This window comes from Streptomyces sp. NPDC088732, from assembly GCF_044751205.1.
Lineage (GTDB): Bacteria > Actinomycetota > Actinomycetes > Streptomycetales > Streptomycetaceae > Actinacidiphila.
In genome coordinates, this window is record NZ_JBIVLI010000003.1 from 537,223 (window position 1) to 560,769 (window position 23,547).

20 protein-coding genes and 2 pseudogenes are annotated in these 23,547 nt (G+C 69.2%); 7 read left to right on the forward strand and 15 right to left on the reverse strand.

The window, feature by feature from the left end:
• Positions 1–34: 34 nt before the first annotated feature.
• Positions 35–700 (reverse strand): maleylpyruvate isomerase family mycothiol-dependent enzyme, encoded by a 666-nt coding sequence (locus ACIP9H_RS07790; RefSeq protein WP_401582325.1) that lies wholly within the window; start codon positions 698–700, stop codon positions 35–37.
• 535 nt (positions 701–1,235) lie between these two features.
• Between ACIP9H_RS07790 and ACIP9H_RS07795 the strand changes: the two genes are divergently transcribed.
• Positions 1,236–5,003 carry a S8 family serine peptidase gene (locus tag ACIP9H_RS07795; protein WP_401958126.1) on the forward strand — a complete coding sequence of 1,256 codons (3,768 nt, stop codon included), beginning with the start codon at positions 1,236–1,238 and terminating at the stop codon, positions 5,001–5,003.
• A gap of 139 nt (positions 5,004–5,142) precedes the next feature.
• Here ACIP9H_RS07795 and ACIP9H_RS07800 read toward each other — a convergent pair whose 3' ends face one another.
• The gene (locus tag ACIP9H_RS07800; RefSeq protein WP_401582330.1) at positions 5,143–5,628 is read right to left on the reverse strand and encodes a GNAT family N-acetyltransferase; all 486 of its coding nucleotides are present in this window, start codon (positions 5,626–5,628) and stop codon (positions 5,143–5,145) included.
• 376 nt (positions 5,629–6,004) lie between these two features.
• Here ACIP9H_RS07800 and ACIP9H_RS07805 point away from each other — a divergent pair, with 376 nt between their 5' ends.
• Entirely contained in the window at positions 6,005–7,909 is a 1,905-nt protein-coding gene (locus ACIP9H_RS07805) for a hypothetical protein (protein ID WP_401958130.1), read from the forward strand.
• A 55-nt stretch (positions 7,910–7,964) separates the two neighbouring features.
• Here the strand turns inward: ACIP9H_RS07805 and ACIP9H_RS07810 are convergent, their stop codons facing one another.
• Positions 7,965–8,588, reverse strand: a complete 624-nt coding sequence (locus ACIP9H_RS07810) for a TetR/AcrR family transcriptional regulator (protein WP_401582333.1) — start codon at positions 8,586–8,588, stop codon at positions 7,965–7,967.
• Between the two features lie 54 nt (positions 8,589–8,642).
• Positions 8,643–9,131, reverse strand: a complete 489-nt coding sequence (locus ACIP9H_RS07815) for a carboxymuconolactone decarboxylase family protein (RefSeq protein ID WP_401582334.1) — start codon at positions 9,129–9,131, stop codon at positions 8,643–8,645.
• 91 nt (positions 9,132–9,222) lie between these two features.
• Here ACIP9H_RS07815 and ACIP9H_RS07820 point away from each other — a divergent pair, with 91 nt between their 5' ends.
• Complete coding sequence (locus tag ACIP9H_RS07820) at positions 9,223–10,203, forward strand: pirin family protein (protein WP_401582336.1); 981 nt, start codon at positions 9,223–9,225, stop codon at positions 10,201–10,203.
• 494 nt (positions 10,204–10,697) lie between these two features.
• Here the strand turns inward: ACIP9H_RS07820 and ACIP9H_RS07825 are convergent.
• Both ACIP9H_RS07825 and ACIP9H_RS07830 read right to left on the reverse strand, forming a co-directional pair.
• Positions 10,698–11,111: pseudogene (locus ACIP9H_RS07825) on the reverse strand (ISAs1 family transposase); the annotation flags it as partial.
• 64 nt (positions 11,112–11,175) lie between these two features.
• Positions 11,176–12,696, reverse strand: a complete 1,521-nt coding sequence (locus ACIP9H_RS07830) for an MDR family MFS transporter (protein WP_401582339.1) — start codon at positions 12,694–12,696, stop codon at positions 11,176–11,178.
• 259 nt (positions 12,697–12,955) lie between these two features.
• On the opposite strand from ACIP9H_RS07830, the pseudogene ACIP9H_RS07835 reads away from it, so the two are divergent.
• From ACIP9H_RS07835 to ACIP9H_RS07845, 3 genes and pseudogenes are all read left to right on the forward strand, one after another.
• Positions 12,956–14,197 (forward strand): annotated as a pseudogene (locus ACIP9H_RS07835) (ISAs1 family transposase).
• Positions 14,198–14,434: 237 nt separating this feature from the next.
• Positions 14,435–15,772, forward strand: coding sequence for a dsDNA nuclease domain-containing protein (locus ACIP9H_RS07840; protein ID WP_401958135.1), 1,338 nt, complete (start codon positions 14,435–14,437; stop codon positions 15,770–15,772).
• Positions 15,769–16,341, forward strand: a complete 573-nt coding sequence (locus ACIP9H_RS07845; protein WP_401582343.1) for a hypothetical protein — start codon at positions 15,769–15,771, stop codon at positions 16,339–16,341. The genes ACIP9H_RS07840 and ACIP9H_RS07845 overlap by 4 nt, the downstream gene beginning before the upstream one ends.
• Here ACIP9H_RS07845 and ACIP9H_RS07850 read toward each other — a convergent pair.
• From ACIP9H_RS07850 to ACIP9H_RS07890, 9 genes are all read right to left on the reverse strand, one after another.
• Positions 16,290–17,576, reverse strand: a complete 1,287-nt coding sequence (locus ACIP9H_RS07850; RefSeq protein WP_401958137.1) for a hypothetical protein — start codon at positions 17,574–17,576, stop codon at positions 16,290–16,292. The genes ACIP9H_RS07845 and ACIP9H_RS07850 overlap by 52 nt on opposite strands.
• Positions 17,576–18,214 (reverse strand): GTP cyclohydrolase I, encoded by a 639-nt coding sequence (gene folE / locus ACIP9H_RS07855; RefSeq protein ID WP_401958140.1) that lies wholly within the window; start codon positions 18,212–18,214, stop codon positions 17,576–17,578. The genes ACIP9H_RS07850 and folE overlap by 1 nt, the downstream gene beginning before the upstream one ends.
• Positions 18,215–18,266: 52 nt before the next feature.
• Complete coding sequence (locus tag ACIP9H_RS07860; RefSeq protein ID WP_401958143.1) at positions 18,267–19,013, reverse strand: 7-carboxy-7-deazaguanine synthase QueE; 747 nt, start codon at positions 19,011–19,013, stop codon at positions 18,267–18,269.
• The gene (locus ACIP9H_RS07865; RefSeq protein ID WP_401958146.1) at positions 19,010–19,423 is read right to left on the reverse strand and encodes a 6-pyruvoyl trahydropterin synthase family protein; all 414 of its coding nucleotides are present in this window, start codon (positions 19,421–19,423) and stop codon (positions 19,010–19,012) included. Before ACIP9H_RS07865 ends, ACIP9H_RS07860 begins: the two co-directional genes overlap by 4 nt.
• Positions 19,424–19,487: 64 nt before the next feature.
• Positions 19,488–20,717, reverse strand: coding sequence for an acyl-CoA dehydrogenase family protein (locus ACIP9H_RS07870; RefSeq protein ID WP_401958149.1), 1,230 nt, complete (start codon positions 20,715–20,717; stop codon positions 19,488–19,490).
• 121 nt (positions 20,718–20,838) lie between these two features.
• Positions 20,839–21,396: a GAF domain-containing protein gene (locus ACIP9H_RS07875; protein ID WP_401958152.1), complete on the reverse strand. Its 558-nt coding sequence runs from the start codon at positions 21,394–21,396 to the stop codon at positions 20,839–20,841.
• On the reverse strand, positions 21,393–21,998 hold the full coding sequence (locus ACIP9H_RS07880) for a GTP-binding protein (protein ID WP_401958155.1): 606 nt from the start codon (positions 21,996–21,998) through the stop codon (positions 21,393–21,395). The genes ACIP9H_RS07875 and ACIP9H_RS07880 overlap by 4 nt, the downstream gene beginning before the upstream one ends.
• A complete protein-coding gene (locus ACIP9H_RS07885; protein ID WP_401958157.1) occupies positions 21,988–22,365 on the reverse strand; it encodes a DUF742 domain-containing protein in 378 nt (125 codons plus the stop codon). The genes ACIP9H_RS07880 and ACIP9H_RS07885 overlap by 11 nt, the downstream gene beginning before the upstream one ends.
• Positions 22,362–22,841: a roadblock/LC7 domain-containing protein gene (locus ACIP9H_RS07890; RefSeq protein WP_401958160.1), complete on the reverse strand. Its 480-nt coding sequence runs from the start codon at positions 22,839–22,841 to the stop codon at positions 22,362–22,364. Before ACIP9H_RS07890 ends, ACIP9H_RS07885 begins: the two co-directional genes overlap by 4 nt.
• 392 nt (positions 22,842–23,233) lie before the next feature.
• On the opposite strand from ACIP9H_RS07890, the gene ACIP9H_RS07895 reads away from it, so the two are divergent.
• Positions 23,234–23,455: a hypothetical protein gene (locus ACIP9H_RS07895; protein ID WP_401958162.1), complete on the forward strand. Its 222-nt coding sequence runs from the start codon at positions 23,234–23,236 to the stop codon at positions 23,453–23,455.
• The last annotated feature ends 92 nt before the right edge of the window (positions 23,456–23,547 follow it).

A 23,547-nucleotide genomic window follows, 5' to 3' on the forward strand; every position in this document is an offset into this window, starting at 1 on the left:
TCCCGCCGCGGGCCGGGCGCCCGCGGCGGGACGCTCACCCCTGCGGGCAGCGCTCACGCAGGACCGCGACCCCGTCGCCCGTGAGGTCGTCGCAGTACGCCGCGCGCCCGGTCATGGCCATCACGAGCGAGAGCGTCGGTCCGGACACCAGCGCCCCGGAGCCGCAGGTGAACGGGCCGTCGTCCGCGACGAGCCGCAGGCCGCCGATGCGGCCCTTGGCCAGTACCACCAGGTCGGAGCCCCCGTAGTAGCCAGCGACGTGGGTAAGCGTCCCGACCGGACGGTCGCGGCGCAGCCCCAAGGGGCGCCGGATGTCCTCCCCGTGCACGATCACCTCCCCGAGCAGGGCGACCACGGGCAACGGCGGCTTGGTCCTGCTGGACACCGTCCCCCGGAACCGCTCCAGCGTCTCCGCCGGGGTCGCGCCCAACTGCTCCGCGAGCCGGACGGCGACCATCCGGTCGAAGTCGAAGCGGCAGCGGATCACCCCGGCCATCCACCGGGCGGGATTGAGCCGCGCCGACGCGGTGAGGTGCGCCAGCACCTCCCGCACGGTCAGCCCCTCGCACAGCGACGGCGTCGCCCACCCCTTCTCGTCCAGGCCGGCCAGATCGGCCGCCAGCGCCGTCCGCTCGGCCTCGACCAGGGGCCACAGCCCGGCGCCCCTGCCCCGCTCCGCCGTCGTGTCCTTGCCGGTCATCGTGTGGAGGTCTCCCGCCGGGCCGCCCTTGCCGCGACCGGCCGGACGCCGGTCACCGTAAGGGTAGGACCGCCGGCCCGGCACGAACTCATCGCGCCGCGGAGCACGATACGCCGCGAGGACGGACACCCCCGTCAGGGATGCGGACAGGTGGCCGGGCCACCCCGCCGAGCCGCGCATCGACGGCGCCGGGTGGAACGGGCGCCCACCCTGGGCGGCCGCCGGGAAACGCCGGGCGATCGCGACGCGCCGTGACGCCGGGGACGCACTCCGCGCCGAAGTCATCACCATGGGGTGGTCGTCACCGCCGCGCGGTCAGGACCGGATTCCGGACCGCGGCGGTGCTCGCCGTGACAGCGGCGGGGCTCCGGAGCCTCCGGTGAACCCCGCACTTCGCGGAGATGTCTGCTTTGCGAACCGCGGACGCTGGCGCAAAGGTGCCATGGCCATGAAGTGACAACCCGGAACCGCCATCTGGGGCCCTGCCTGGCTGATCATCAGGTGCCTGATTCTTCAGTCGCCGTGAGGAGTAGCTGTGCCCAGCATTCCCATACCCAGACCGGGCCCCGTCGCGCTCGCCGCCGTCGCCGCCCTGACGTTGGGGGTCGTACCGGCCGCCGCCGTGACACCCGCCGGCCAGGCCGCTCCGCGGCTGCCCGCCCGCGCGGCACATCAGCCGGCCTCGCAGACCGTCACGCTGATCACCGGTGACAAGGTGACGGTGACCACCGATGCCCAGGGCAGGGTCACCCGTTCCGTCCAGGGCGCGGACGGCCGGCTCACCGGCGCCACGACCTTCAAGGTCGGCAACGACATCTACACGTACCCGGACGCCGCCCTCGCGTACGTCGCCGCCGGAAAGCTGGACCGTGAACTCTTCAACGTCACCAGGCTCCTGGCGGACGGTTACGGGGACGAGCAGCGCGCCGGCCTGCCCCTGATCGTCACCTACACCGACGCCGCTGTCCGCGCGCGGACCCAGGGGGTGCCGGCCGGCGCCGCCAAGACCCTCACCCTGAGCAGCATCCAGGGCGCGGCGATCTCCGAGTCGCGGTCCAAGGCCGGTGACTTCTGGGAGTCGCTCACCGGTGGAACCGCGGCGGCGAGCGGTCGCAGCGCCGCCGCCAAGCCCCAACTGCACGGCGGAATCGCGAAGGTCTGGCTCGACGGCAAGGTCAAGGCCGCTCTGGCCGACACCACCGCGCAGATCGGCGCGCCGCAGGTGTGGGCGGGAGGTGACACCGGGCAGGGTGTGGACGTGGCCGTGCTGGACACCGGTGTGGACACGCAGCACCCGGACCTGGTGGGCCAGGTGGCCGCAAGCGAGAGTTTCGTACCCGACCAGGACGTCGAGGACCGCAACGGCCACGGCACCCACGTCGCCTCGACCATCGCCGGCACGGGCGCCGCCTCCGACGGCAAGGAGAAGGGTGTCGCTCCCGGCGCGCGCCTCCACATCGGCAAGGTGCTGAACAACGAGGGCAGCGGCCTGGACTCCTGGGTCCTGGCCGGTATGGAGTGGGCCGCCCGCGACCAGCACGCCAAGGTCATCAGCATGAGCCTCGGCGCCGGGCCCACCGACGGGCACGACCCGCTGAGCGAGGCCGTGAACGAGCTCAGCGCCGAAACGGGCGCGCTGTTCACCATCGCGGCCGGCAACGACGGCCCGCACACCGTCTCGACGCCCAGCGTCGCGGACGCCGCGCTGTCCGTCGGCGCGGTGGACACCGCGGACACCCTGGCCGAGTTCTCCAGCACCGGCCCGCGTCAGGGCGACGCCGGTCTGAAGCCGGAACTGACGGCGCCCGGCGTCGATGTACTGGCGGCCCGCTCGCAGTACGCCGAGGACGGCAGCGGCTCGTACCAGACGCTGAGCGGGACCTCCATGGCCACCCCGCACGTCGCGGGCGCCGCCGCGCTTCTCGCCCAGGTGCACCCGGACTGGACCGGGCAGCAGCTCAAGGACGGCCTGGTCAGCACCACCCACGCGACTCCCCAGTACACCCCGTACGAGGGCGGCAGCGGCCGCCTCGACGTCGCCGCCGCCGTGAAGAACACCGTGTTCGCCACCGGCACCGTGTTCGGCGGCTACCGCGCCCCCTCGGCGCCGGCCGGCGGAAAGACCGAGAAGGAGGTGACCTACACCAACACCGCCGATGCCCCGGTCACCCTCGACCTGGCCGTCCAGGTCCCCGGTGCCCCCGCGGGCGCCTTCTCGCTCTCCGCACAGAAGGTGACCGTCCCCGCACACGGCAGCAGCAAGGTCACTCTCACCACGGACTTCGACCTGGTGCAGCCCGACACCATGACCCCGGGCCGGATCGTCGCCTCCGACGCGTCCGGCACGCCGCTGGCCCACACCGTGATCGGCGCCTACGTGCAGGCCCCGCGCTTCACCCTCACGATCAAGGGCAAGGACCGCAGCGGCCACCCGATGGGCGGCGAGGTGTTCCTGATGAGCGACAAAGTCACCATGGGCCCGCTGCTCCTGGACGCCTCGGGCACCGGCACGGTCGACGTGCCTGCCGGCAAGTACCTCGTGCACCTGGAGAGCGATGTCCGGGGCACTCACGGGCCGCACTCCAAGGGCAAGGCGATGCTGGCCGCTCCGGAGATCGTCGTCGGCAAGAACACCACGGTGTCCCTGGACGCGTCCAAGGCCAAGCCGGTCTCCGTCCGGACGCCGCAGGAGAGCACCCTTGCCGACCTCCGCACCGACCTGTACCGCGGGTTCGCGAACGGGAACTGGCTGTTGATGCAGCGATGGCCCGCCAGTGAGTACGACAGCATCTGGGCCCTGCCCACCAAGCCGGTCACCACGGGCACGTTCGGGTTCGGCGGCGACTGGCGCATGACGGCGCCGGCCCTGAAGGTCGCGTCCGGCACGCGCGGCTTCGACGATCTGATCGTCATGCGCGGACGGACCCCGCTCAAGAAGGGGACGGGCCAGTACACGGCCGTCTACGCCGGGCAGGGAGACGCCCCCGCGTACATCGGGCTCAAGGCCGCGGGCAAGGTCGTCGTGGTCCGGCGCAGCGATGCCGTCGGGCCTGCCAAGCAGGCCAAGTACGCCGCCAAGGCCGGTGCGAAGCTGCTGCTGGTCGTCAACGACCGTGACGGCCGGCTGAACCCGTGGGACAACGACCTCGACAACCCGTACGCCGAGACCGGTAACCCGCCTCCCCTGACGGTGGCCTCGCTCACCGCGGACGAGGGCAATGAGCTGATCGCCAAGATCAAGAAAAGCCGGGGCACCGCGCTCAAGGTGAGCTCGCGCCCGACCACGGACTACCTCTACGACGTCTCCAAGCACTGGGCCGCGATCCCGGCGGACCCGACCTACCGGCCACGGAGCAGTGACCTCAACCGGGTGCAGGTCTCCTTCCGCAGCAACCGGCCCGCGCGGGCCCTGGAAACCCGTTCAGCGGTGTGGCAGACCTTCTACGGATCGAACCCGCTGCCCACCCCCGCCCAGGCCGAGCGCACCGACTGGGTGTCGCGCAACACGGACTGGGTGGAAGAGGCCCAGATCAACCAGCAGCTGCAGATCAGCAGCGACTCCGTGAAGCGGTACCCGAGCGGCACCACTTCGCACCTGGCCTACTTCGGGCCGATCCAGCGTCCCCGGTCGAACGGCACCTTCGTTCCGGTCCGGGTGGGCGACCAGGTGCTGGCGGTCATCCCCGGCTGGGCCGACTCCGAACCGGGGCACGTCGGCAGGACCCTGAACAACACCGGTGTCCGCAACAGCGTGAAGATGTACCAGGTGCTCCCCGACGGCGATCCGCTGCTGCTCAGGGACTCCACCACCGACACCCTCGGCAGCCCCCGGTACCCCCTCACCCTGGACAGTTCCGAGAAGCTGCCGTACCGCCTGGTCTCGGAGAACGCCCGCGACTTCTGGGAGAACGACTACTCGGTCACGACCAGGACCGAGTGGGGCTTCACCTCCGGGCGGCCCGCGGCCGGCACCTATGCCGTTCTGCCGCTGATCCAGCTCGACTACACGGTCAAGGGCATGAACAGCGCCGGCAGGACCGACCGCCGGGCCGCTGTCACCGTCACTCCCTCGCACCTGGCGGGCGGTCCCCGCTCCGACACCATCAAAACGGTCCGCCTCGACGTCTCCTACGACGACGGCGCCACCTGGAAGCACGCGGCTCTCACCCGCACCTCGGCCGGCTGGAGCACGCACCTCAACGCTCCCGCCAAGGCGCAGTTCGTGACCCTGCGCACCAGCGCCGCCGACAGCAAGGGCGACACCGTCACGCAGCGGATCAGCCGGGCCTTCGGCCTGAGGTGAGTCCGCATCGGATCAGCCCTGGCTGACCGATCCCGGGGCGGGGCCGCTTCCAGCGGTCCCGCCCCGCTTCCGTTCCCGGCAGCGGGGCGGGACCGTCACGGGCGCGCCGGTCCGCCTCCGCGGCGTGCCGACGAACGCGTCACGTCGCGCGGCGGCGTGCCGGTCCGTGCACGATCGCGGCGACATCGGACGTCATCCCGATCAGGCGCTCGCCGTTGTGCTCGAACCCGTGTCGGGTGACCATGCCCGTCCGCTGGTCGAAGCCCTCGGCGCGGGGCTCCGCGCCGACGCCGAGCACGCGTGCGCCCAGCGCGGCAGCCCGCCGGACCAGGTCGCCCCGGAGCAGGCGCCCGACACCGGTGCCGATGAACGGCCGGTCGACCAAGAACAGGCCGATCCCGAGGTAGTCCGCGTGCTCGTTGAGGGTGTGGAAGCCGACGGGGTCGCCGCCCCTCTCGGCGACCGTGGTGTGCCGCGTCGTGATGTCGGCCACCGTGAGCTTCGGCGTCAGGGCCGGAACGTCCTCCGCACGGCCGCCCGTCCAGTGCGACTTCGACCGCTGGACCAGCGCGTCGAGGAACGGCGGATCCACGGGCCGGGCCGGACGGATCGAGACACCCTCCATGCCGCGAGGGTGGCGGGAACCGGCCCCGGCCTCACCTGTTGGCCACTAGCGGAGCACGTCACGCGGTACGGCACCACCGGCCGCCGAAGCGGCCCCGGACCCTCAACGTCCGCTATTGGTACGAACCTTGGGCCGCACAACCGTAGCGCGAGCACCCGTTCGCCCAGTAGAAACTTCAAGCACGCTCGGCTTGCCGGGAGCGGGCGATCCCGGGCGGTCCGTCGCCCGCGGTGTCCGGTCCCGGCGTCCCTGGGGAGGGGTGTCCGCGATGACAGGGGGTCGGTCGTACCCGCCGAGAGAGCGCTCTCACTTCCCCCATGGACCCGCCTGCCCCACCCACTTCGCTCCGCGCCGCCCAGCGGAAAGGACGAACTCCATGACGACCCTGCCTCCCGGCACCGCGGGTCACCCGTCCCAGCGCCCCGCCCGCCGCCGCCTCGGCCGGGTGTTCGCGCTCGCCGTCGTCCTGGCCACCTGTGTCATGACGACCGGAACAGCCGCCGTCGCCGGGCCTCCGGGCCCAGGCGCGGCGGACGCCGGATCGACGGAACTCGGGCCCAACGTCACCGTCTTCGACCCGGGCATGCCGGTCGGCGACATCCAGGCGACCCTCGATGCCGCGAACGCCGCGCAGGTCGGCAACGAGATGGGCACGACGCGTCACGCGTACCTCTTCAAGCCCGGCACGTACGGCACGGCCCAACACCCGCTCCAGGTCAAGGTCGGCTACTACACCGAGATCGCCGGCCTGGGCGCCTCGCCCACCGATGTCGTCATCAACGGCAAGGTGGAGGTCTACAACCGCTGCCTGGACGGCGGCGGAACGAGCAACTGCATCGCGCTGACCAACTTCTGGCGGACCCTGTCCAATCTGTCGATCAGGATCAACGCGACCGGTCAGGGCGGCTGCCAGGCGTCGGCGAACTTCTGGGCCGTCTCCCAGGCGGTGTCCATGCGCCGGCTGGACATCAGCGGGGGCAACCTCTCGCTGATGGACTACTGCAGCGCCGGTCCGCAGTACGCCAGCGGCGGCTTCATCGCCGACTCCAAGCTGCCCTCCGTCACCAGCGGATCGCAGCAGCAGTGGCTGACCCGCAACACCGAGATCGCCGGCTGGTCCAACGGCGTGTGGAACCAGGTCTTCTCCGGTGTCGTCGGCGCCCCCGCGGAGACCGGCTTCCCGAACCCGCCCTACACCACGCTCGACACCACTCCGGTGAGCCGCGAGAAGCCGTACCTGTTCGTCGGCGCGGACGGGACGTACAACGTCCGCGTGCCGTCCGCCCAGAAGAACAGCCGTGGCGTCTCGTGGTCCGGCGGCATCACACCGGGCCGCACGATCCCGCTCGGCGACTTCTTCGTCGCGACCCCGTCGGACTCCGTGCACGACATGAACAAGGCGCTGTCGCAGGGCAGGAACCTGCTGCTCACACCCGGCGTGTACGACATCGCCTCGACCATCAGGATCAAGCGCGCCGACACCGTGGTCCTCGGCCTCGGGCACGCGACGCTCACCGCGGTCGGCGGCGCGACCCCGATCCAGGTCTCCGACGTCCCCGGAACGGTCATCGCCGGTGTCACGATCGACGCCGGGACGAAGGAGTCGCCGGTGCTCCTGCAGGTGGGCAAGAAGCCCGGCAACAACCACAAGAGCTCGCCGGACGACCCGACGACCCTGTCCGACGTCTACTTCCGCGTCGGCGGCCCGCACGTGGGCAAGGCCGACGTCGCGCTCCAGGTCAACAGTGACGACGTCCTCATCGACCACACCTGGGTCTGGCGGGCCGACCACGGGGTGGAGGGCCTGACCGACACCCAGCGCTGGAACACCAACACCGGCCTCAACGGCGTCGTCGTCAACGGCGACCACGTGACCGCGACGGGCCTGTTCGTCGAGCACTTCCAGCAGCACAACACCGTCTGGAACGGCGACGACGGCACGACGATCCTGTACCAGAACGAGTTGCCGTACGACCCGCCGACGCAGGCGGACTGGATGAACGGCGACGTCGAGGGCTGGGCGGCCTACAAGGTCGCCGACGACGTCAGGACGCACCGCCTCTACGGCGGCGGCGCCTACGTCTACAACCCGAACAACCCGGCCGTCCACACCGAGAACGGCTTCGAGGTCCCGCAGACCCCGGGGGTCAGGCTGCACCACATCATGACCGTCAACCTCGGCGCCGGGACGCTCGACCACGTGGTCAACGGCCTGGGCGGTCCGGCGGACACGACGAGAGTCGGTTCGCCGGTGTACGTGACGGACTACCCCGCCCCGTAGGGCACCGCACAAGGGACCGCCCGCTCCGGTCGGCACCGGGGCGGGCGGTCCCTTCTCACGTCCCGCAGGGGACGGAGGGCGACGACGGCTCCGTGCGGAGCTGCGCGATGCCCAGGTCGAGGGCGGCCTCCAGATGCGTGAGCGAGCCGGTGGCCATGAGGATCGAGACGCCGCCCTGGATGCCGGCGAGCAGGGCCGCACCCGCCCGTTCGGCGTCCTGCGAGGCCGGGATCTCCCCCTGGTCCTGCATGCTGCGGATGCCGGCGGTGATGTCGGCCTGCCAGGCGGCCAGCAGTTCCCGGGTCACGGCCTGCGCGCCGGGCGTCGTGCGGCTCAGTTCGGACGTGAGCACTCCCAGCGGGCAGCGCGGCCCCTGCTCGCGGTAGCGGTCGACGACGGCGTCGCGCCAGCGCTGCCAGGCCTGCCAGGAGCTGAGGTTGCCCAGGTGCGGCTGCTGGTCGGAGAGCACGCGGGCCGCCTCGTGGGACGCCACCGCGAGCAGCAGGTCCTCCCGGCCCCCGGGGAAGTAGTGGAAGAGCTGGCTCTTGCTGGTGGCCGTGTGGGCCCGGATGTCGTCCAGGGTCGTGTCGCCGACGCCCCGCTCGCGGATCACCGTGGCGGCCCCCTCGATGATCCGCTGCCGGGTGGCGGCGCCCTTGGCCGTGAGTCGTGACGTCATGGCGTCATTCTCCGCCGGGCTTTTTGGACACGCCAGTCCAATCCCCGGTGGGGGTCACTGCCCGTGCGGGGCGCGGACCGGGTGCTTGCTCATGATGGACACGCGGTTGAACGCGTTGATGGTGATGGCCACCCAGATCACCGCGGAGATCTCGTCGTCGGTCAGCACCTCGCGGGCACCGGCGTAGGCCTGGTCCGCGGCGGCGGTGTCGGCCGGGGTGGTGGTCGCCTCGGCCAGGGCGAGCGCGGCGCGTTCCCGGGGGGTGAAGAGCTCCGTGTCCCGCCAGGCGGGCAGCACGCCCAGCCGCTGCGGGTCCTCGCCGGCGTGCAGCGCGGCCCTGGTGTGGGTGTGCAGGCAGTAGGCGCAGGCGTTGATCTGGGAGACGCGCAGATTGACCAGTTCCACGAGAGAGCGCTCGAGCCCGGCGTCCGCCGCGGCGCCCCGGATCGTCTCGGCGGCGTCCCGCATGGCGCGGTAGGCCTGCGGTGTCTGCTTGTCGATGAATATCCGCCGGCCCTCGGTGGCCTGCGTCACCTCGCTCACCTGGGCTCCTTCGGGGTGCTCTGCGCGTTGTCCTCTACGATCGAGGATGATAGTTGAACGTGGAACTTTGCGCCGAGAGGGGCGTCACACAATGAGCAGTACCGAGGCCGACCTCACCGCACCGCACCCCGAGCCCGGTGCGGAGGGGAACGGGCGTCCCGCGTCGCCGATCGACGTCCTCACCCCGAGGAACGTCCCCCTCGGCGGCCCGCGCGCGATGACCGTGCGCCGGACGCTGCCGCAGCGGGCCCGGTCCTTCATCGGCGCCTGGTGCTTCGCCGACCACTACGGCCCGGACAACGTCGCCGACAGCGGCGGCATGGACGTGGCACCGCACCCCCACACCGGTCTGCAGACCGTCAGCTGGCTCTTCAGCGGCGAGATCGAGCACCGGGACAGCCTGGGCACCCTCGCGTACGTGCGCCCGGGCGAGCTCAACCTGATGACCGGCGGCCACGGCATCTGCCACTCCGAGGTCTCCACGCCCTCGACCACCGTCCTGCACGGCGTCCAGCTGTGGGTGGCACTGCCCGAGGCCGACCGGAACGCGCCCAGCGCCTTCCAGCACCACGTCCCGCGTCCCGTCGCCCTCGACGGCGGCGAGGCGAGGGTCTTCCTCGGCTCCCTGGCCGGCGACACCTCGCCCGTCCCCACCCACACCCCGCTGCTCGGCGCCGAACTCACGCTGCTCCCGCACGCGACCGTCACCCTCGCCGTCGACCCCGCCTTCGAGCACGGCGTGCTCGTGGACCGGGGCGAGGTGCGGATGGCCGGAACGGCGCTGCGCCCGGCCGAACTCGGCTACCTCGAACCCGGTCACGCGACGCTGACGCTCACCAACACCGGCGACACCCCGGCCCGGGCGGTGCTGCTCGGCGGGACCCCGTTCGGGGAGCAGATCGTGATGTGGTGGAACTTCATCGGCCGATCCAGTGAGGAGATCGTACAGGCGCGAGAAGACTGGGAGAAAGGCGCCTCGCGATTCGGTCAGGTGCAGGGGTACGACGGAGACCGCCTCCCCGCGCCGGAGCTCCCCTCAGTCCCTCTGAAGCCCCGCGGACGGGCGCGCTGATCTGTGAAAACGTCCCGTGAGGGGCGCGCGCGTCATCACTGATCCGGATCGTTTGGATGCCCTGTCCCGCTCCTTGGACGGGGGCGGTTCATGGTCACGTCGGCCATCTGGAGAGCGGCCCGCGACGTCTCGCTGAGTCTCATTGTTCGGACGTGTCTGTCAGGGTCCGATCGGATCGATGCTGACCTTTTGCTGACTGTCCTGATGCAATGTCAGTAAATCTTTTCTTGATCAGTTGACTTGCCGACCGTCGGCGAAAAGGGCCGCGCACCAACTCCAGGACGGCGAGCAGCGAAGCGGGTACGGTCGGGTCCGGAAGCATCGGAGGGTCCCTCCCCGATCCGATGCTTCTTTGCTGTCCCGCTCCGCACTGGCCTGGCGACGCCACATCACCCATCTGAGCGACCGACACGACGATCAACGAAAACGTCGAAAGCCGAGTGACCCAGGGCCCCGGCGAGTGCCTGGATCGTCCGGTTTGATCATGTGATGCCTTAAAGGGCAAGGACGCGGGGGCGCTCGGTTTGGGCTCGTCGTCCGGCGGCGGTGTTGACGTAGCCGGCGAGCTTGAGCGCGCTGCGGATCAGGTCGCGGAGGGCAGCGAGTACGGCGGGCGCGTTGTGGGTCCTGACTTGGGACTTGTCCTCGTTGAAGGTGACATCTCGACACCAGTGGACGGTATTTTCCACGGTCCAGTGCCCGCGAGCCCAGGACGCGATCTCGGCTGCGTTCGCTTCCTCGACGGGCAGGTCGGTGATGGCGTAGACGGTCTCGACGGACCATTTTTTCGCCCCGTAGAGACGGCGACGGCGCTGGATCCGCAGGACCTGGGCCGCGTGCGGGAAGAGCCGGCCCTCGACGGTGACGACCTGCACGAGCCGTTGCTCGTGACGGCCGTGGCCCCGGGCTCGCCGGACCCTGAGCAGGTCCACGATTAGTTCGGTGATCTGCTCCTCTGGTATAGGTCCACGATCATCTGGATGAGCTATTTCCCAACGCATCGCCCCCTCCTCTCTCTAGATTAGTCCCTTTCCCGCCGCCCTGCGTTCTTCGCCGCCGCAGAGGCAACTCCCGAACTCTCAGCGCTATCAACGAGGCCACAAAGGCCACCATAGCCCCGCTTACGAAGACGTGATGCAAGGCTGATTCAGATGCCCTCGCGAACTCCACCCGCAGCTGAGGTTCCACTGAAGCCAAATCGCTTCCCGCAATACCAGCCCCCTTTTCAGAGAAGCGATCGACGGCATCTGTCGAAACACTCTTGCGTAAGCCGTCTACGAGAACATTCGAGTAGATCGCACCAAGCACGGAGACTCCGAATGAGGCCCCGATGGTGCGGCTGAAGGTAGTCGTTGAAGTTGCAACCCCGAGATCCTCCGGTGCCGCCGCATTCTGTGCTGCCAGAACCAGCACCGAACTGTTCATCCCGAGGCCGGCGCCGATGACCACCAACGTTACGGCCAGTAAGGCATACGAGGTCGTCGCGCCCTGAAAGGAGAAGGAGAGCAGACCGCACCCGAGGAGGAAAGTACCGGTGACCGGAAGCCTACGGTAGTGGCCCGTCGCTGAGATAAACCGGCCGCAAAGCGCGGACGAAAGCCCCCAGGCCAGCCACATCGGAATCATCCGCAACCCCGATGCGGTCGGTGTCGCACCGTGGACGGTCTGCAGGAACAGTGGCACGAACGTGGTCCCGCCCAGGGTTGCGAAGCCAGCAACGAATGCAAGCGGGGTGGTCAGCCGGATCACCTCGTTGCGAAAGAGACGCAAGGGCAAGACCGGCTCCGGGGACCTGCTCTCGATGAAGAAGAAGCACGTCAGCAGCAGCGCCGCAGCACCAGCGAGGCACAGCAACTCCGGCGATCCCCAGGGGAACGTGTTGCCGCCCCAACTGACCACGAGAACCAAAGCGGTGACGCCGGAAGAAAGCAGCCCCGCACCAAGCCAGTCGATGTGCCGTGCCTGCCGACGGTGTGGAGTTGCAGTCAGCCTGATGGTGAGGGTAAGCAGTGCGACAGCACAGACCGGGACGTTGATGTAAAAGACCCAGCGCCAACCGAGGTGCTGGGTCAGGAACCCGCCGATCAGCGGGCCAGTGATAGTAGCCAGTGCGAAGGACGACTGCATGTATCCCTGGTAGGGCCCCCGCTCGGCCGGGGGGATCAGGTCTCCGATGATAGCCTGCGAGTTGACGATCATGCCGCTTGCGCCGATGCCCTGCAGCGCCCGGAAGAACACGAGTTCGGTCATTCCATGAGCAACGCCACATAACAAGGAACCGACCAGAAATGCGGCCAGAGCAAACTGCATGAGCCGTTTTCTGCCGAAGAGATCTCCAAGCTTTCCGTGCAATGGCGTCGACACGCTGATCGAGAGCACATACGCCGTCACTACCCACGATAAGTGGGTCAGGCCGCCGAGATCCGAAACAATGGAGGGAAGTGAGGTGGCGACGACAGTCTGATCAAGCGCTGCAACGAAGCTTGCAAGCATCAGCCCCGGGAAGACGATGCGCGCTTCGGGGCCCAGCCCCGCCCTCCCACTTGGCGATCCCGCCAAACCGGCCCCCCGCGAAGACGATGACGAAGACAGGATAATCAGGTATTCAACCGTAGCCTGCCGTCCAGGACCCGGGGAGTGCCTGGATCGTCCTGGCCTGGAGTGTTGATGTCGGTGGTGGGCCCCGGAAGCAGGTGAACACGGCACCTGTGGATCATGTAGTTCTCTACGCTGCAAGATCCACGAAGGTGCCGTGTTCGTTCCTCCAGCATCCCCTGTCGCTGTCTCCGTGCCTCATGCACCCTGCCTGGAAGCCCTCGGCGAGGGTGCCGCCAAGGGGCAAGTCCACTGCCTGGTCGCCGAGTTCGAGTCGGTCACCGATCCGAGAGGGGCTTGCGGAGTGCGGTACCGGCTCTCTTCGCTGCTGGCCCTGGTGGTCTGCGCGATGACCCCGTCCGGCCACGACTCGATCACCGCGGCGGCGGAGTGGTGCCGACGTGCGACGCCGAAGGAACTGGCGGCCTTCGGTCTGCCCCACCACCCACTCCTTGGCCGCTACCGGGTGCCGAGCGAGAAGACCCTGCGCAGCGTCCTGGGGCGGCTCGATCCCGGTGAGATCGGCGCGGCCGGTTACGACTACCTTCGGCCTCAGCTGTCCACACAGCCGCGCCGGCCGGAGCCGGTGATGCCCGACGGTGGCACCGAGCGTGAACAGCGCCGGGCCCACCGGGCGGCCGCCCGTGCCGAGCCGGTACGACTGCGGCGGCGGGCGATCGCGGTGGACGGCAAGTGCCTGCGTGGCGCGAGGCGCCCGGACGGTAGCCGGGTCTTCGTCCTGTCCGCCGTGCGTCACGGCGACGGTGTCACTCTCGCCTCCCGCGAGATCGGCGCGAAGACCAACGAAATCCCCGAGTTCGCACCTCTCCTCGACCAGATCGACGACGCGGATCTCGCGGGGGCGGTCGTTACCGCCCACGCCCAACGCGACCACGCCACCTAGCTGCGCGAACGCGGCGCTCACTACCTGCTGACCATCAAGAACAACCAGCGCGGTCAGGCCCGTCAACTCCACGCCCTGCCCTGGAAGGAGATCCCCGTGATCCACCGCGACGACGCCCGGGGCCACGGCCGTCACGAGCAACGGCTCGTGCAGGTCGTCACCGTCGAGGGCCTGCTCTTCCCGCACGCGGCCCAGGTCCTGCGGATCCAGCGCCGTCGCCGTCTCTACGGGGCGAAAAAATGGTCCGTCGAGGAAGCGAACGCAGCCGAGATCGCGTCCTGGGCTCGCGGGCACTGGACCGTGGAAAATACCGTCCACTGGTGTCGAGATGTCACCTTCAACGAGGACAAGTCCCAAGTCAGGACCCACAACGCGCCCGCCGTACTCGCTGCCCTCCGCGACCTGATCCGCAGCGCGCTCAAGCTCGCCGGCTACGTCAACACCGCCGCCGGACGACGAGCCCAAACCGAGCGCCCCCGCGTCCTTGCCCTTTAAGGCATCACATGATCAAACCGGACGATCCAGGCACTCGCCGGGGCCCTGGCCGAGTCGGGGATCGTGGGGGGCGCTGCGATTTGCCGTACTTCCGGTGCGCAGAATCGTTACGGTAACGGCTGTGATCAATCGATTACATACCGCATGAGCCTTGTGGTAGTCCTGGGTTTCTTCCACCCTTACGGCCGCCCTGGCCGACGCGGGGCCGGTTGAGGGGCAGGGGGCGCGGTGGTCGACGTGGCAGTCGAGACGGCAGGGAGCCGGGAGGGGTTCGAGGATCCGATCTTTCGGCTTGCGCCGAAGGAGGACGACGGCTCCAGGACATCGGGCCTGTACCGCTACCAGGCGGAGGTCGCGGCGCGTTTTTGCCTGGCGATGCTCACGCAGGAGAGCGTCGACTACATCGTCTGCGAATGGCACGAGGACTTCGTGATCGCCTTCTGCGACGGTGCGGTCGAGCTGGTCTCGGTCAAGCACCGCCAGCACGATCAGGGCCCTTGGACGTTGAGTCAGCTGTTTCAGGACGGGGGTCTTGCCCACTTGTTCGATCGCTGGGTGGGCTGCGATCGCGCAAGCAACGTGCGTCTGCGTCTGTTCACCAATGCTGCGCTGAAGCCAGCCAGGGACAACGCGCGTGGCCTTGCCAGGATGTGCGGCCCGCAGCCGCCGCTCACCGAGGGCAGCGACGCGATGGTGAAGAACGTGGCAAGGCAACTGCTGAAGGTCCGGTGGAAGCAGCCGTACGACAACATTCCCGAGACGCCCCAGGTGAACGTTACTGACATCATCTTTCCCGAGGGCTTCCTCGACCAGGTCAGTGGCTTCCTGGCGGTACTGGCCATCGACCACGACCAGTCCGCGAATCACTCGATCACGGACACCAACATCCAGCAGTTCCTGCTGCCAGCCATCGCCAGCCTCGAACTGGTCGACGTGGACACCGAGAGCACCTACCGGGATCTGGTCAATCGCATCGAGAAGGCGAACCGGGACGAGAGTGACCGCGGGCAGCTCGCCTCCTACATCGTCGACCCTGCCCGGGTCCTGAACAACAAACAGATGTCCGCACGCATCGCCAGGCGCAGGCTGCGCCGCGCCACCGTCCTGGACGGGTTCGCCTACCTGCGCACCGTTGTGCCGACGTACGTGCGCGGCCAGGTGCCGATCAAGGCCCCCGGAGGCACGAGGCTGGGGCGCAAGCTTGCCCACGGCCAGGTGCCCTCGGACGAGGCTGCCCACGCTGAACGGCTGCGCTCAGCGTGGTATGTGACCTGGTCCCAGCAGCGCTCGGGCCTAGTAGGAGATGCCGCAGACCTGGAGAACCTGAGCCTTGAGGTGACCGACACCACTTTCGAGTGCCGTGGAAGAGCAGAGCAGGAAACTGAGCCCGGCACGGCGTACGGCCGGCGGATGAATCAGCTCCTCATCCAGTACCTGACTCCCGAGACGGTGGCAGCAACGCCCCCGTTCAAGGTCAACAAGCAGCATCTTCGCGGCCTGGCTTACCAGCTGGCCGACGAGTGCCACTTCTACTTCTCCGAGCCGTTCGACGCCTCCGCCGAGGGCGCCCCGTGACCAACAGCACCGAGCAGGCCGCGGCCGCTAGACGGATCAGGACCGAGGGCCGCCAGGAGGAACAGCGTGAATCTCACTACCACGAGGCTCGCGTGCTGCTGCTGATCAGCCAGTTCACCACGGCGAAGAAGGGTCTGGACGGCCTGACGAAGCTGGCCAAGCTCGACTTCCTGCTCCGCTATCCAGCCCTGCTCGAACGCCTCCTCAACGAGCGGAACCTGTCCTGGCCCCCAGGTGCGGAGCCCACGGGATTCGAGCGGATCGCCGTGGAGAGCCGCATGACCCGCTACAAATACGGCCCCTGGGACCAGCGCTACTACAGCGTCCTTGGCTCTCTTGCCGCCCGTGGGCTGATCACCTATGCCGGAGGCGGCCGTGCCGAGTTCCGCGTTACCGCCACGGGGGCGATCGCCGCTGACACCCTCGCCTTAACCGACGAGTGGGCTGTCGTTGCCGTGCGGATCACCCTGCTGAAAAAGCACTTCAACAAGACCGAGTCAGCCCTGAAGACCCTCATCTACGAACGCCTGCCCGACGCGGTGGACAGGCCCTGGCGGACGGAAATCTGATGGCAGTCCACGTCCGCTTCCTCTCCCTGACGGTCACCACCGCTACTGCGGAGAAGACCTACCGGTTCAACCAGCCGGCCACCGTCATCAGCGGAGCCAGCGGCTCCGGCAAATCCAGCCTGCTCATGCTGCTCAAGCACACCATCGGCGGGTCCGCCCGGCTGACGACCACCGTGCGCGACCACGTCCACTCGGTGCGCGCCGACGTCGTCATGGGCACTCAGCACATGATCCTCAAACGGACCATCAGCGACGAGCGCTCCGACCACGTCGACATCCTCGACCCCGACACCCTGACGCTGCTCCACAGCCTCGCTGTGCGGTCCGCCAACCGACGCGAGACGCTCTCGGACTACCTCCTGCAGGCCACCGGTTTCCCCCGCGCCTCCATCCCGAGCACCCGCGACGGGAACGCGCAGTCGCTGGACCTGACGTTCAGCAACCTGTTTGCCTACACGTACATGGAGGCCCACAACATCGACAGGGAGGTCGTGGGCCACCGCGACACCTGGTTCAACCGCAAGCGCAAAGAGCTGTTCAAGCTCATGTTCACGCTGACCGATAGCGCGCGCAGTGTCCTCGACCACGGACAGGACGGGGTCCTCAGCGAGATGGCACGCATCAACGTGTGGCTCCGCGACTACCTCGCCTCCCGCGTGCCCCGTCCGGCCCAGGCCGAGCAACCGGTAGACGATCAGGTCGTCGACCAGGCCACGGCCCTCCAGGTAAGCGGTCGCCGCCCAACGGGTGCGGCACAGTTGCCCCTCGGGATCAGGGCGACGCGAGGCCGGCAGCGCGATGGCTCCCGCCCAGCCGCTGGTCACGAAGGTGTCGTAGGTGCGCAGCCACTCCTCATCGTCCGCAGCGTGCAGGACCGCGCACAGCCGGAACGCGTCTCCGGACAGCTCCCGGATCTCCCGCGCGGCCTGCTCACTCGCCGCCAGGGTCGCGGCCCCGTCCCGCATGACGTCCGGAAGAATGATCTCCCTCGCGGACACAGCCATTGCGGCCTCGACGAGTCTGGCCGCGGGCAGAGCACGGCCCAGGTCGAAGAGCCCGTTGTCGACGATGATCTCGGCGCCGCGCTCAGCCTCGCGCGCGAAGAACGCCCGGTAGACCTCATCGGACAGCACCCTCTGGGCGGCCACATGGTGGACGCGGGCCGGCTCCTGGGCGACGAAGTCCTCGAGGTAGGCGGGCGGGGCGATGACGGAGAAGTCGATGCCCTCGGCCATTACGGCGCCCCCCACTGCGCGGCGGTGACGGTGAGGAACTGCTGGGAAAGGACCGCGTCTGTACGGAAGCATCCGCCCGCGTGGACCGTGGTGGTGCGGGCCTCCTCCATCCGAACCCCGCGCATGCTCATGCACAGGTGCACCCCGCGTACGGCGACAGCCACGTCCTCGCGTCCGATCACATCGGTGAGGTACTCGGCGACCTGGCGAGTGAAGCGCTCCTGGACCTGGAGCCGGCCGGCGAAGTGCTGGGCGATCCGTCCAAACTTCGACAGGCCCACTACCTCTCCGTCCGGCATGTATGCGGCCGTGACCTGCAGGTGCATGGGCAGCATGTGGTGCTCGCACAGCGACCACGTACTCATGCCGCCCACGACGACCATCTGGCCACTCAACTGGGTCTCGGTGAAGCGCGTGGCCGTCGCTGTGCCGTCCGGGGACAGGAAGGCGCTCCACCAGGCCGCGACGCGGTCGGCGGTGCCGATGAGCCCTTCGCGGGTGGGGTCCTCGCCGAGCTCGATCAGGAGCTGGGTGATCAGACTGCCGACCCGGCCGGTGTCAATGCCCTTGGCAGGTCGGCCGAACACCGGGTCGGCGGTGCACAGAGCCGCCGCAGGATCGGCGACAGAGGTCGTCATGGGTTTCTCTCGCTTCCGGGGAATGGAGAACGGATGAGGATGGTGGGTGCCGTCAGCGACCTCGGGTGTCCGCGAAGGCGAGCACGTGCAGCCGCGTGGTGAAACACCAGTGGCGGGCCGCAACCTCGCCTGCGAGTGTTCGAAATGTCGCCGTGATCGCCTCGCTGGAGGTGCCCTCCGGCATCACCCACACCGGCGCCAATCGGTGGGCGGCGGCAAGCTCGGCGATCCGGTCGAGGTCAGCCGCCGAGGACGCGACGAACTTGAACACCGCCCGCCCGGATCCCGCGAAGGCTTCCAGCGCCGGGGCCACGATGCTCTTGGCCTCCTCCGCACCGAAACTTGCGAGTTTGGGCGAGACGTTGAACCGGACGCCGTCGACCATCAGCTCGGTAGCGGGGACGATGGTGCCGTTCGTCTCGAACTCGACCCGCTTACCGGCGGCCAGCAGCCCTTGGACGAGGGGTGGCAGGCGTGCCTGCTGGACCAGCGGCTCGCCACCGGTGATCACGACCAGCTCGACCGGCGAGGATGCGGCCCAGGCCACCAGGTCCGCCACTGCCCACTTCGTCGATTCCTCGCGCGGGTCGAACCGGGACCAGTCCCAGCTGTAGGGCGTGTCGCATTTCGCGCATGCCAGGTTGCACCGCGACAGGCGGATGAACAGGGCAGGGTGCCCGCAGCTCGGGCCCTCGCCCTGGAAGGTCGGTAGGTCGACACCGAAGCACTCCGCGACGATCAACCGGATTCCGGCGTCGCCGATGCCGGGTTCAACCCTGGACGGCTGATGCGCGGTCACTGCCCCTCCCCCACGTCGAACCGGGCCCAGCTGCTCCCGGTCTCGCGGACGAGAACGGCGACCAAGCGGCCGGAGATCGTCGGCTGCAGGTTCTGGGTGAACCAGCCGGCCAAAAACTGGGCCAGGTGTTCCGAGGTCGGTTCGACGGGGAGGATCTCGTGCAGGTTGCGGTGGTCCAGCTCCGTGTCCAGGAAGTCCTTGAAGGGTGCGAGCGCTCCGAAGTCCGTGACGAAGCCGGGCCCCTCCAGCAAGGGGGCGGTCAGGACTACCTCGACCTGGTAGCTGTGGCCGTGCTGTCTGGAGCACTTGTGGTCAGGCGACAGTGCGGCCAGCCGGTGGCCGGCCTCGAAGCCGAAGCTCTTGCCGATGGTGAACACGCCGGACGGCAGCGGAACGGTCGCGGTGTCCATGAACGTACCTCTCGAAGTTGACGGCGCCTACGGGAGGGGGCTGTGCGACGACAGCCCCCGGTGATCACACCGCTGCATCCGCGGTGTGCGGGGCTCTGTCGGAGCGTGCCTCCCCGACCGCGTCGGCCAGTTCCTCGGACCACTGGGCTTTGCCAAGACCCAGAGCAGCTTCGCCGAGCCTGAGCAGTTGGATGTCCGAGGTGCCGGCCGGAGCGAGGAGGTGCAGCGCGTCGCGCAGAAAGCGCTCCAGAGGCCGGTTGATGAGCAGGCCGGCGGCGGCTTCGATCTCCATGGCTGCGCGGGCGGAGTCTATGGCGAGTTCGGTGTTGACGAGCTTGGCGTTCATCAGGTCGGCGTCGCAGGGCCGACCGGTGTCGAGCAGGTGGGCCGCGTGGTACGCGGTAAGGCGGGCGGTCATCAGCCGCGAGGCAATCTGCCCGACCTTCAACTTGATGTTGGCCAGGTCGTGCAGGTGTCTGCCGTAGCGGTGGCGCTCGGAGGTGAAGGCCGTGACCTCCTCCATGACCGCCTGGTGGATGCCGAGGGCGACGGCTGTGAGGTTCGGCCGGCCGTACAGGACGCTTGAGGAGTAGGCCACGGCAAGTCCGTCGCCTTCCTGGCCGATCATGTTGGCGGCGGGGACCGGGCAGTTGTCGAGGATGACCTCGCCGAAGGAGAAGCCGTGCAGGCCCAGCGCGGGGACCTCCGGGGCGAGGGTCAGGCCCGGGCGGTCGGCTTCGACGAGGAATGCGGTCAGGCCGCGGCTGCCGGGGCGGGTTCGGACCACGATGCCGTGGAGGTGGCCGATGTGACTGTTGCCGACGTAGACCTTCCGGCCGGTCAGCACGTAGTTCCTCCCGCGGCGTCGGCCGGTGGCCCCCACACCCAGGACGTGGCTGCCGGAGCCGGGCTCCGTGACCGCGATGGTGGGCAGGCAGTCACCGCTGGCGATCTGCGGAAGCCAGGTGCGCTTCTGCTCGTCGGTGCCGTAATGGATGATCTTCGCGGTGCCGAGCTGGGAGGCCTGCACCATGGCGCCCATGGCGCCGCTGACGCGGGAGATCTCCTCGATGATGATCGTCTTGGCGAGATGTCCCGCGCCCATGCCGCCGTAGGCGCGGTCGATGGTGGCGCCGATCCAGCCCTGCCGTGCGATCAGCGTTGCCAGTTCCCGATCGGCCGACCCTCGGGCGCCTTCCAAACCCGGGACGGCCGCGGCGATCTCCGCCTCAGCGAACTTCCGCACGTTTTCGCGCAGCCGTACGTGGGCGTCGGTCAGATGTGGATCGGACACCGTCGTACTCCCATCTCCCGCCGGATTCGGGGCTCCTAGGCGTCTGTGTCCGGAAGCACCGGTCTGCGGCCTGCTGGATGTCGTGCTGCTCGTACGTGAGAACAGGGACACGGTCGTCTCCCTACTTCCGCGGCGTGCGGCCGGCGCGCTCGTAGACGCGGGCCATGACGGCGTCGCGGTGCTCTTTGATCACGTCGAGGGTGCGGTTGCCGGTGGACAGGGGCTGAGGGGCGGGGCCGACAACGCAGACAGTCCCGAGGACCGTGCCTGTGGGCTGATGGACCAGCGGGGCGCCGGCATAGGTGCGGATGCCGATCTGGTCGACCACCGCGTTGCCCGCGAAGCGCGGGTAGGCGAGGACGTCGGGCAGGACAAGAGGAGCACGGCGGTCCAGGACGTCGGGGCAGTACCCGTGGTCCCGGGACATGGTCCGGCCCACCGGCGGCGCGTCCCCGCCGCCGTTCCCGGCGGGGCCGTGGAGGCCGACGAAGACCTGCTCGTCGGTGATGAGGTTGACCATCGCGTACGGGGTGCCCGCGGCGCGGGCGAGGTCGGCGGCGTACTGGTCGAACTCCGGGTCCGCTTCACCCAGGCCGAGTTCGGCAAGCAGGCGCCGGCGCTGTTCGAGTTCGTCGTCGGGAGCCGGGGTATAGAGGCCGGCGTCGGTGTCGAACTTCACGGGGAGACTCCAGAAGTGGAACGGGCCCGGGTGAGGGCGTAGCGGACGAGGGTGATGAGGACACCGGCGGCCGAGGGGGTGCTGCGGGCGTCGCACAGGACGACTGGGACGGCGTCGGGCAGGTCGAGGGCGCGGCGGACCTCTTCGGCCGTGTAGCGGTGCTCGGCGGTGGCGAACTCGTTGACCGCGACGACGAACGGCAGACCGCGCGCCTCGAAGTAGCCCAGAGCGGGGAAGGAGTCCTGGAGTCGGCGGGTGTCGGCCAGTACGACGGCACCGACCGCACCGGCGACCAGGTCGTCCCAGGTGAACCAGAAGCGTTCCTGGCCGGGGGTGCCGAACAGCAGCAGCCGGATCGGTTCGGGAGCGGTGAGGGTGCGGCGGCCGAAGTCCACCGCCACAGTGGTGGTTGTCTTGGCCTCCACCCCGGTCAGGTGGTCGGTGCGGACGCTGGCGTTGGTCAGGTACTCCTCCGTGTTCAGTGGCTCGATCTCGCTGACCGCACCCACCAGCGTGGTCTTCCCGGAGCCGAAGCCTCCGGCCACGACGATCTTCAGGACGACCGGGGCGGGTACGGACACCGCTGCGGGGTCAGGCAGCATCAGGGAAGGACTTGCGCAGACCGACAAGGAGTCTCTCCAGGATGTGTACATCGGGGTCGCCGGCCGCGGACGCGGCGAGGGTGAGCGCACCGGAGTCCAGGAGGTCGGACAGCAGCACCTTGGCGACCTGGACCGGCTGCCGGAGGTGGGCGGCGATCTCGGCGACCGATTGCGGCTCCCGCGCACACAGGTTGAGAGCCCGCTCGGCCTCCGGTCCCAGCCGTCCTCCCGGGGACACCGGGCCCGCGGCAACGAGGGAGACCAGACGCAGGGCGTGGCGGGGACGTGTACGGCCACCGGTGATCGCGTACGGACGTACGTCCTGGGCGTCGTGTTCGGCCCAGACCGGGCCGCGTCGGCGGTTCACCGGCCCTGATCGGGGCCGCGGCGGGTGTCGGTGACCAAGTGCTCGGCCACGCTCCGGATCATGGTGGCCATCTCGTGTCCGATCAGGCCGACGTTCGCCTCCGGGCCGGCCATCACGCCCAGCACGCTGCTGGCCTTGCGCGGGTCGGCGCCGTACTGCACCGACACCCCCTGCGGCAGTCCGTCGCCCGCCACCGTCAGGAACATGGTGGCTGAGTCGAGTTCGATGACCACCTGCCGTACCTTCACGTCCGTGCTCGGGCGCGGGGTCAGCCGACCTGCACCCCGGGCCAGGGAGTACAAGGACGCCACCACCGCTGCCGCGGTCTCGGGCTGCTGGCCGGACAGACCGCTCGCGGCCAGCTCGATCCCGTCGCTGGACGCAAGGAAGGCGCTCTGCACGCCGGGCACACGCCGGACGAAGTCGTTCAGCAGCCAGTCCAGGCCGGGCATGGTCGAGGTCACGTCAATCGTCATGGTGAAGTCTCCGTAGGTGTGGGGAAGTACAGGGGTCGGAGATCCGGACCGTCCGGTGCGCCGCACTCCGGTGTTCCGGCGGCACGCGCCCCACGCTGCCCCTCCGCGAAGGCAGCCACCAGCCCCGTTGTCGGCGGTGCGGACGGCCGCTCGGCAACGGCTTCAGGCAGCGGCGTGGGCGAGGCAAAGGGAGCGTCGCCGCGCCGCGGGAGGTCCGGTCGGCCGGCCTCGGATCCCGGGGGCCGTTGCCCCGCGGTCGCCGAGGAGGCGGCCGCACGGGACCGGCGGGGCGAGGTGACTCTTTGGGAGGCAGGCAGGCCCGTATGCGGTACCGGCGCCTCGGTGGGCCGCGCCCCCGCGGTCCGGGGCTCCTCCGGCGCGACCAGGAGTCCGTGGGGCAGAACTACGACTGCTTGAGTTCCGCCGAGCAGGCTGGTGCGCAGTTCGACCCGGATGCCGTGCTGCTGCGCCAGTCGCGCGGTGACCAGCAGACCGGTCTGGCCGGCCTCCAGCTGGGACCGCACGTCCACCGCGTCAGGCATGCTGAGCAACTGGTTCATCGCGGCCAGCCTCTGCGACGACATGGCCAGGCCCCGATCCTCCACCTCGACTGAGGTTCCCCCGCTGTGCGGGAGTGGCTGACTAGCTGGTCAGGGCGGGTTGACGTGATTTCAGGTTCACCGGTTCGGCCGCTGCCTGGTCGGCG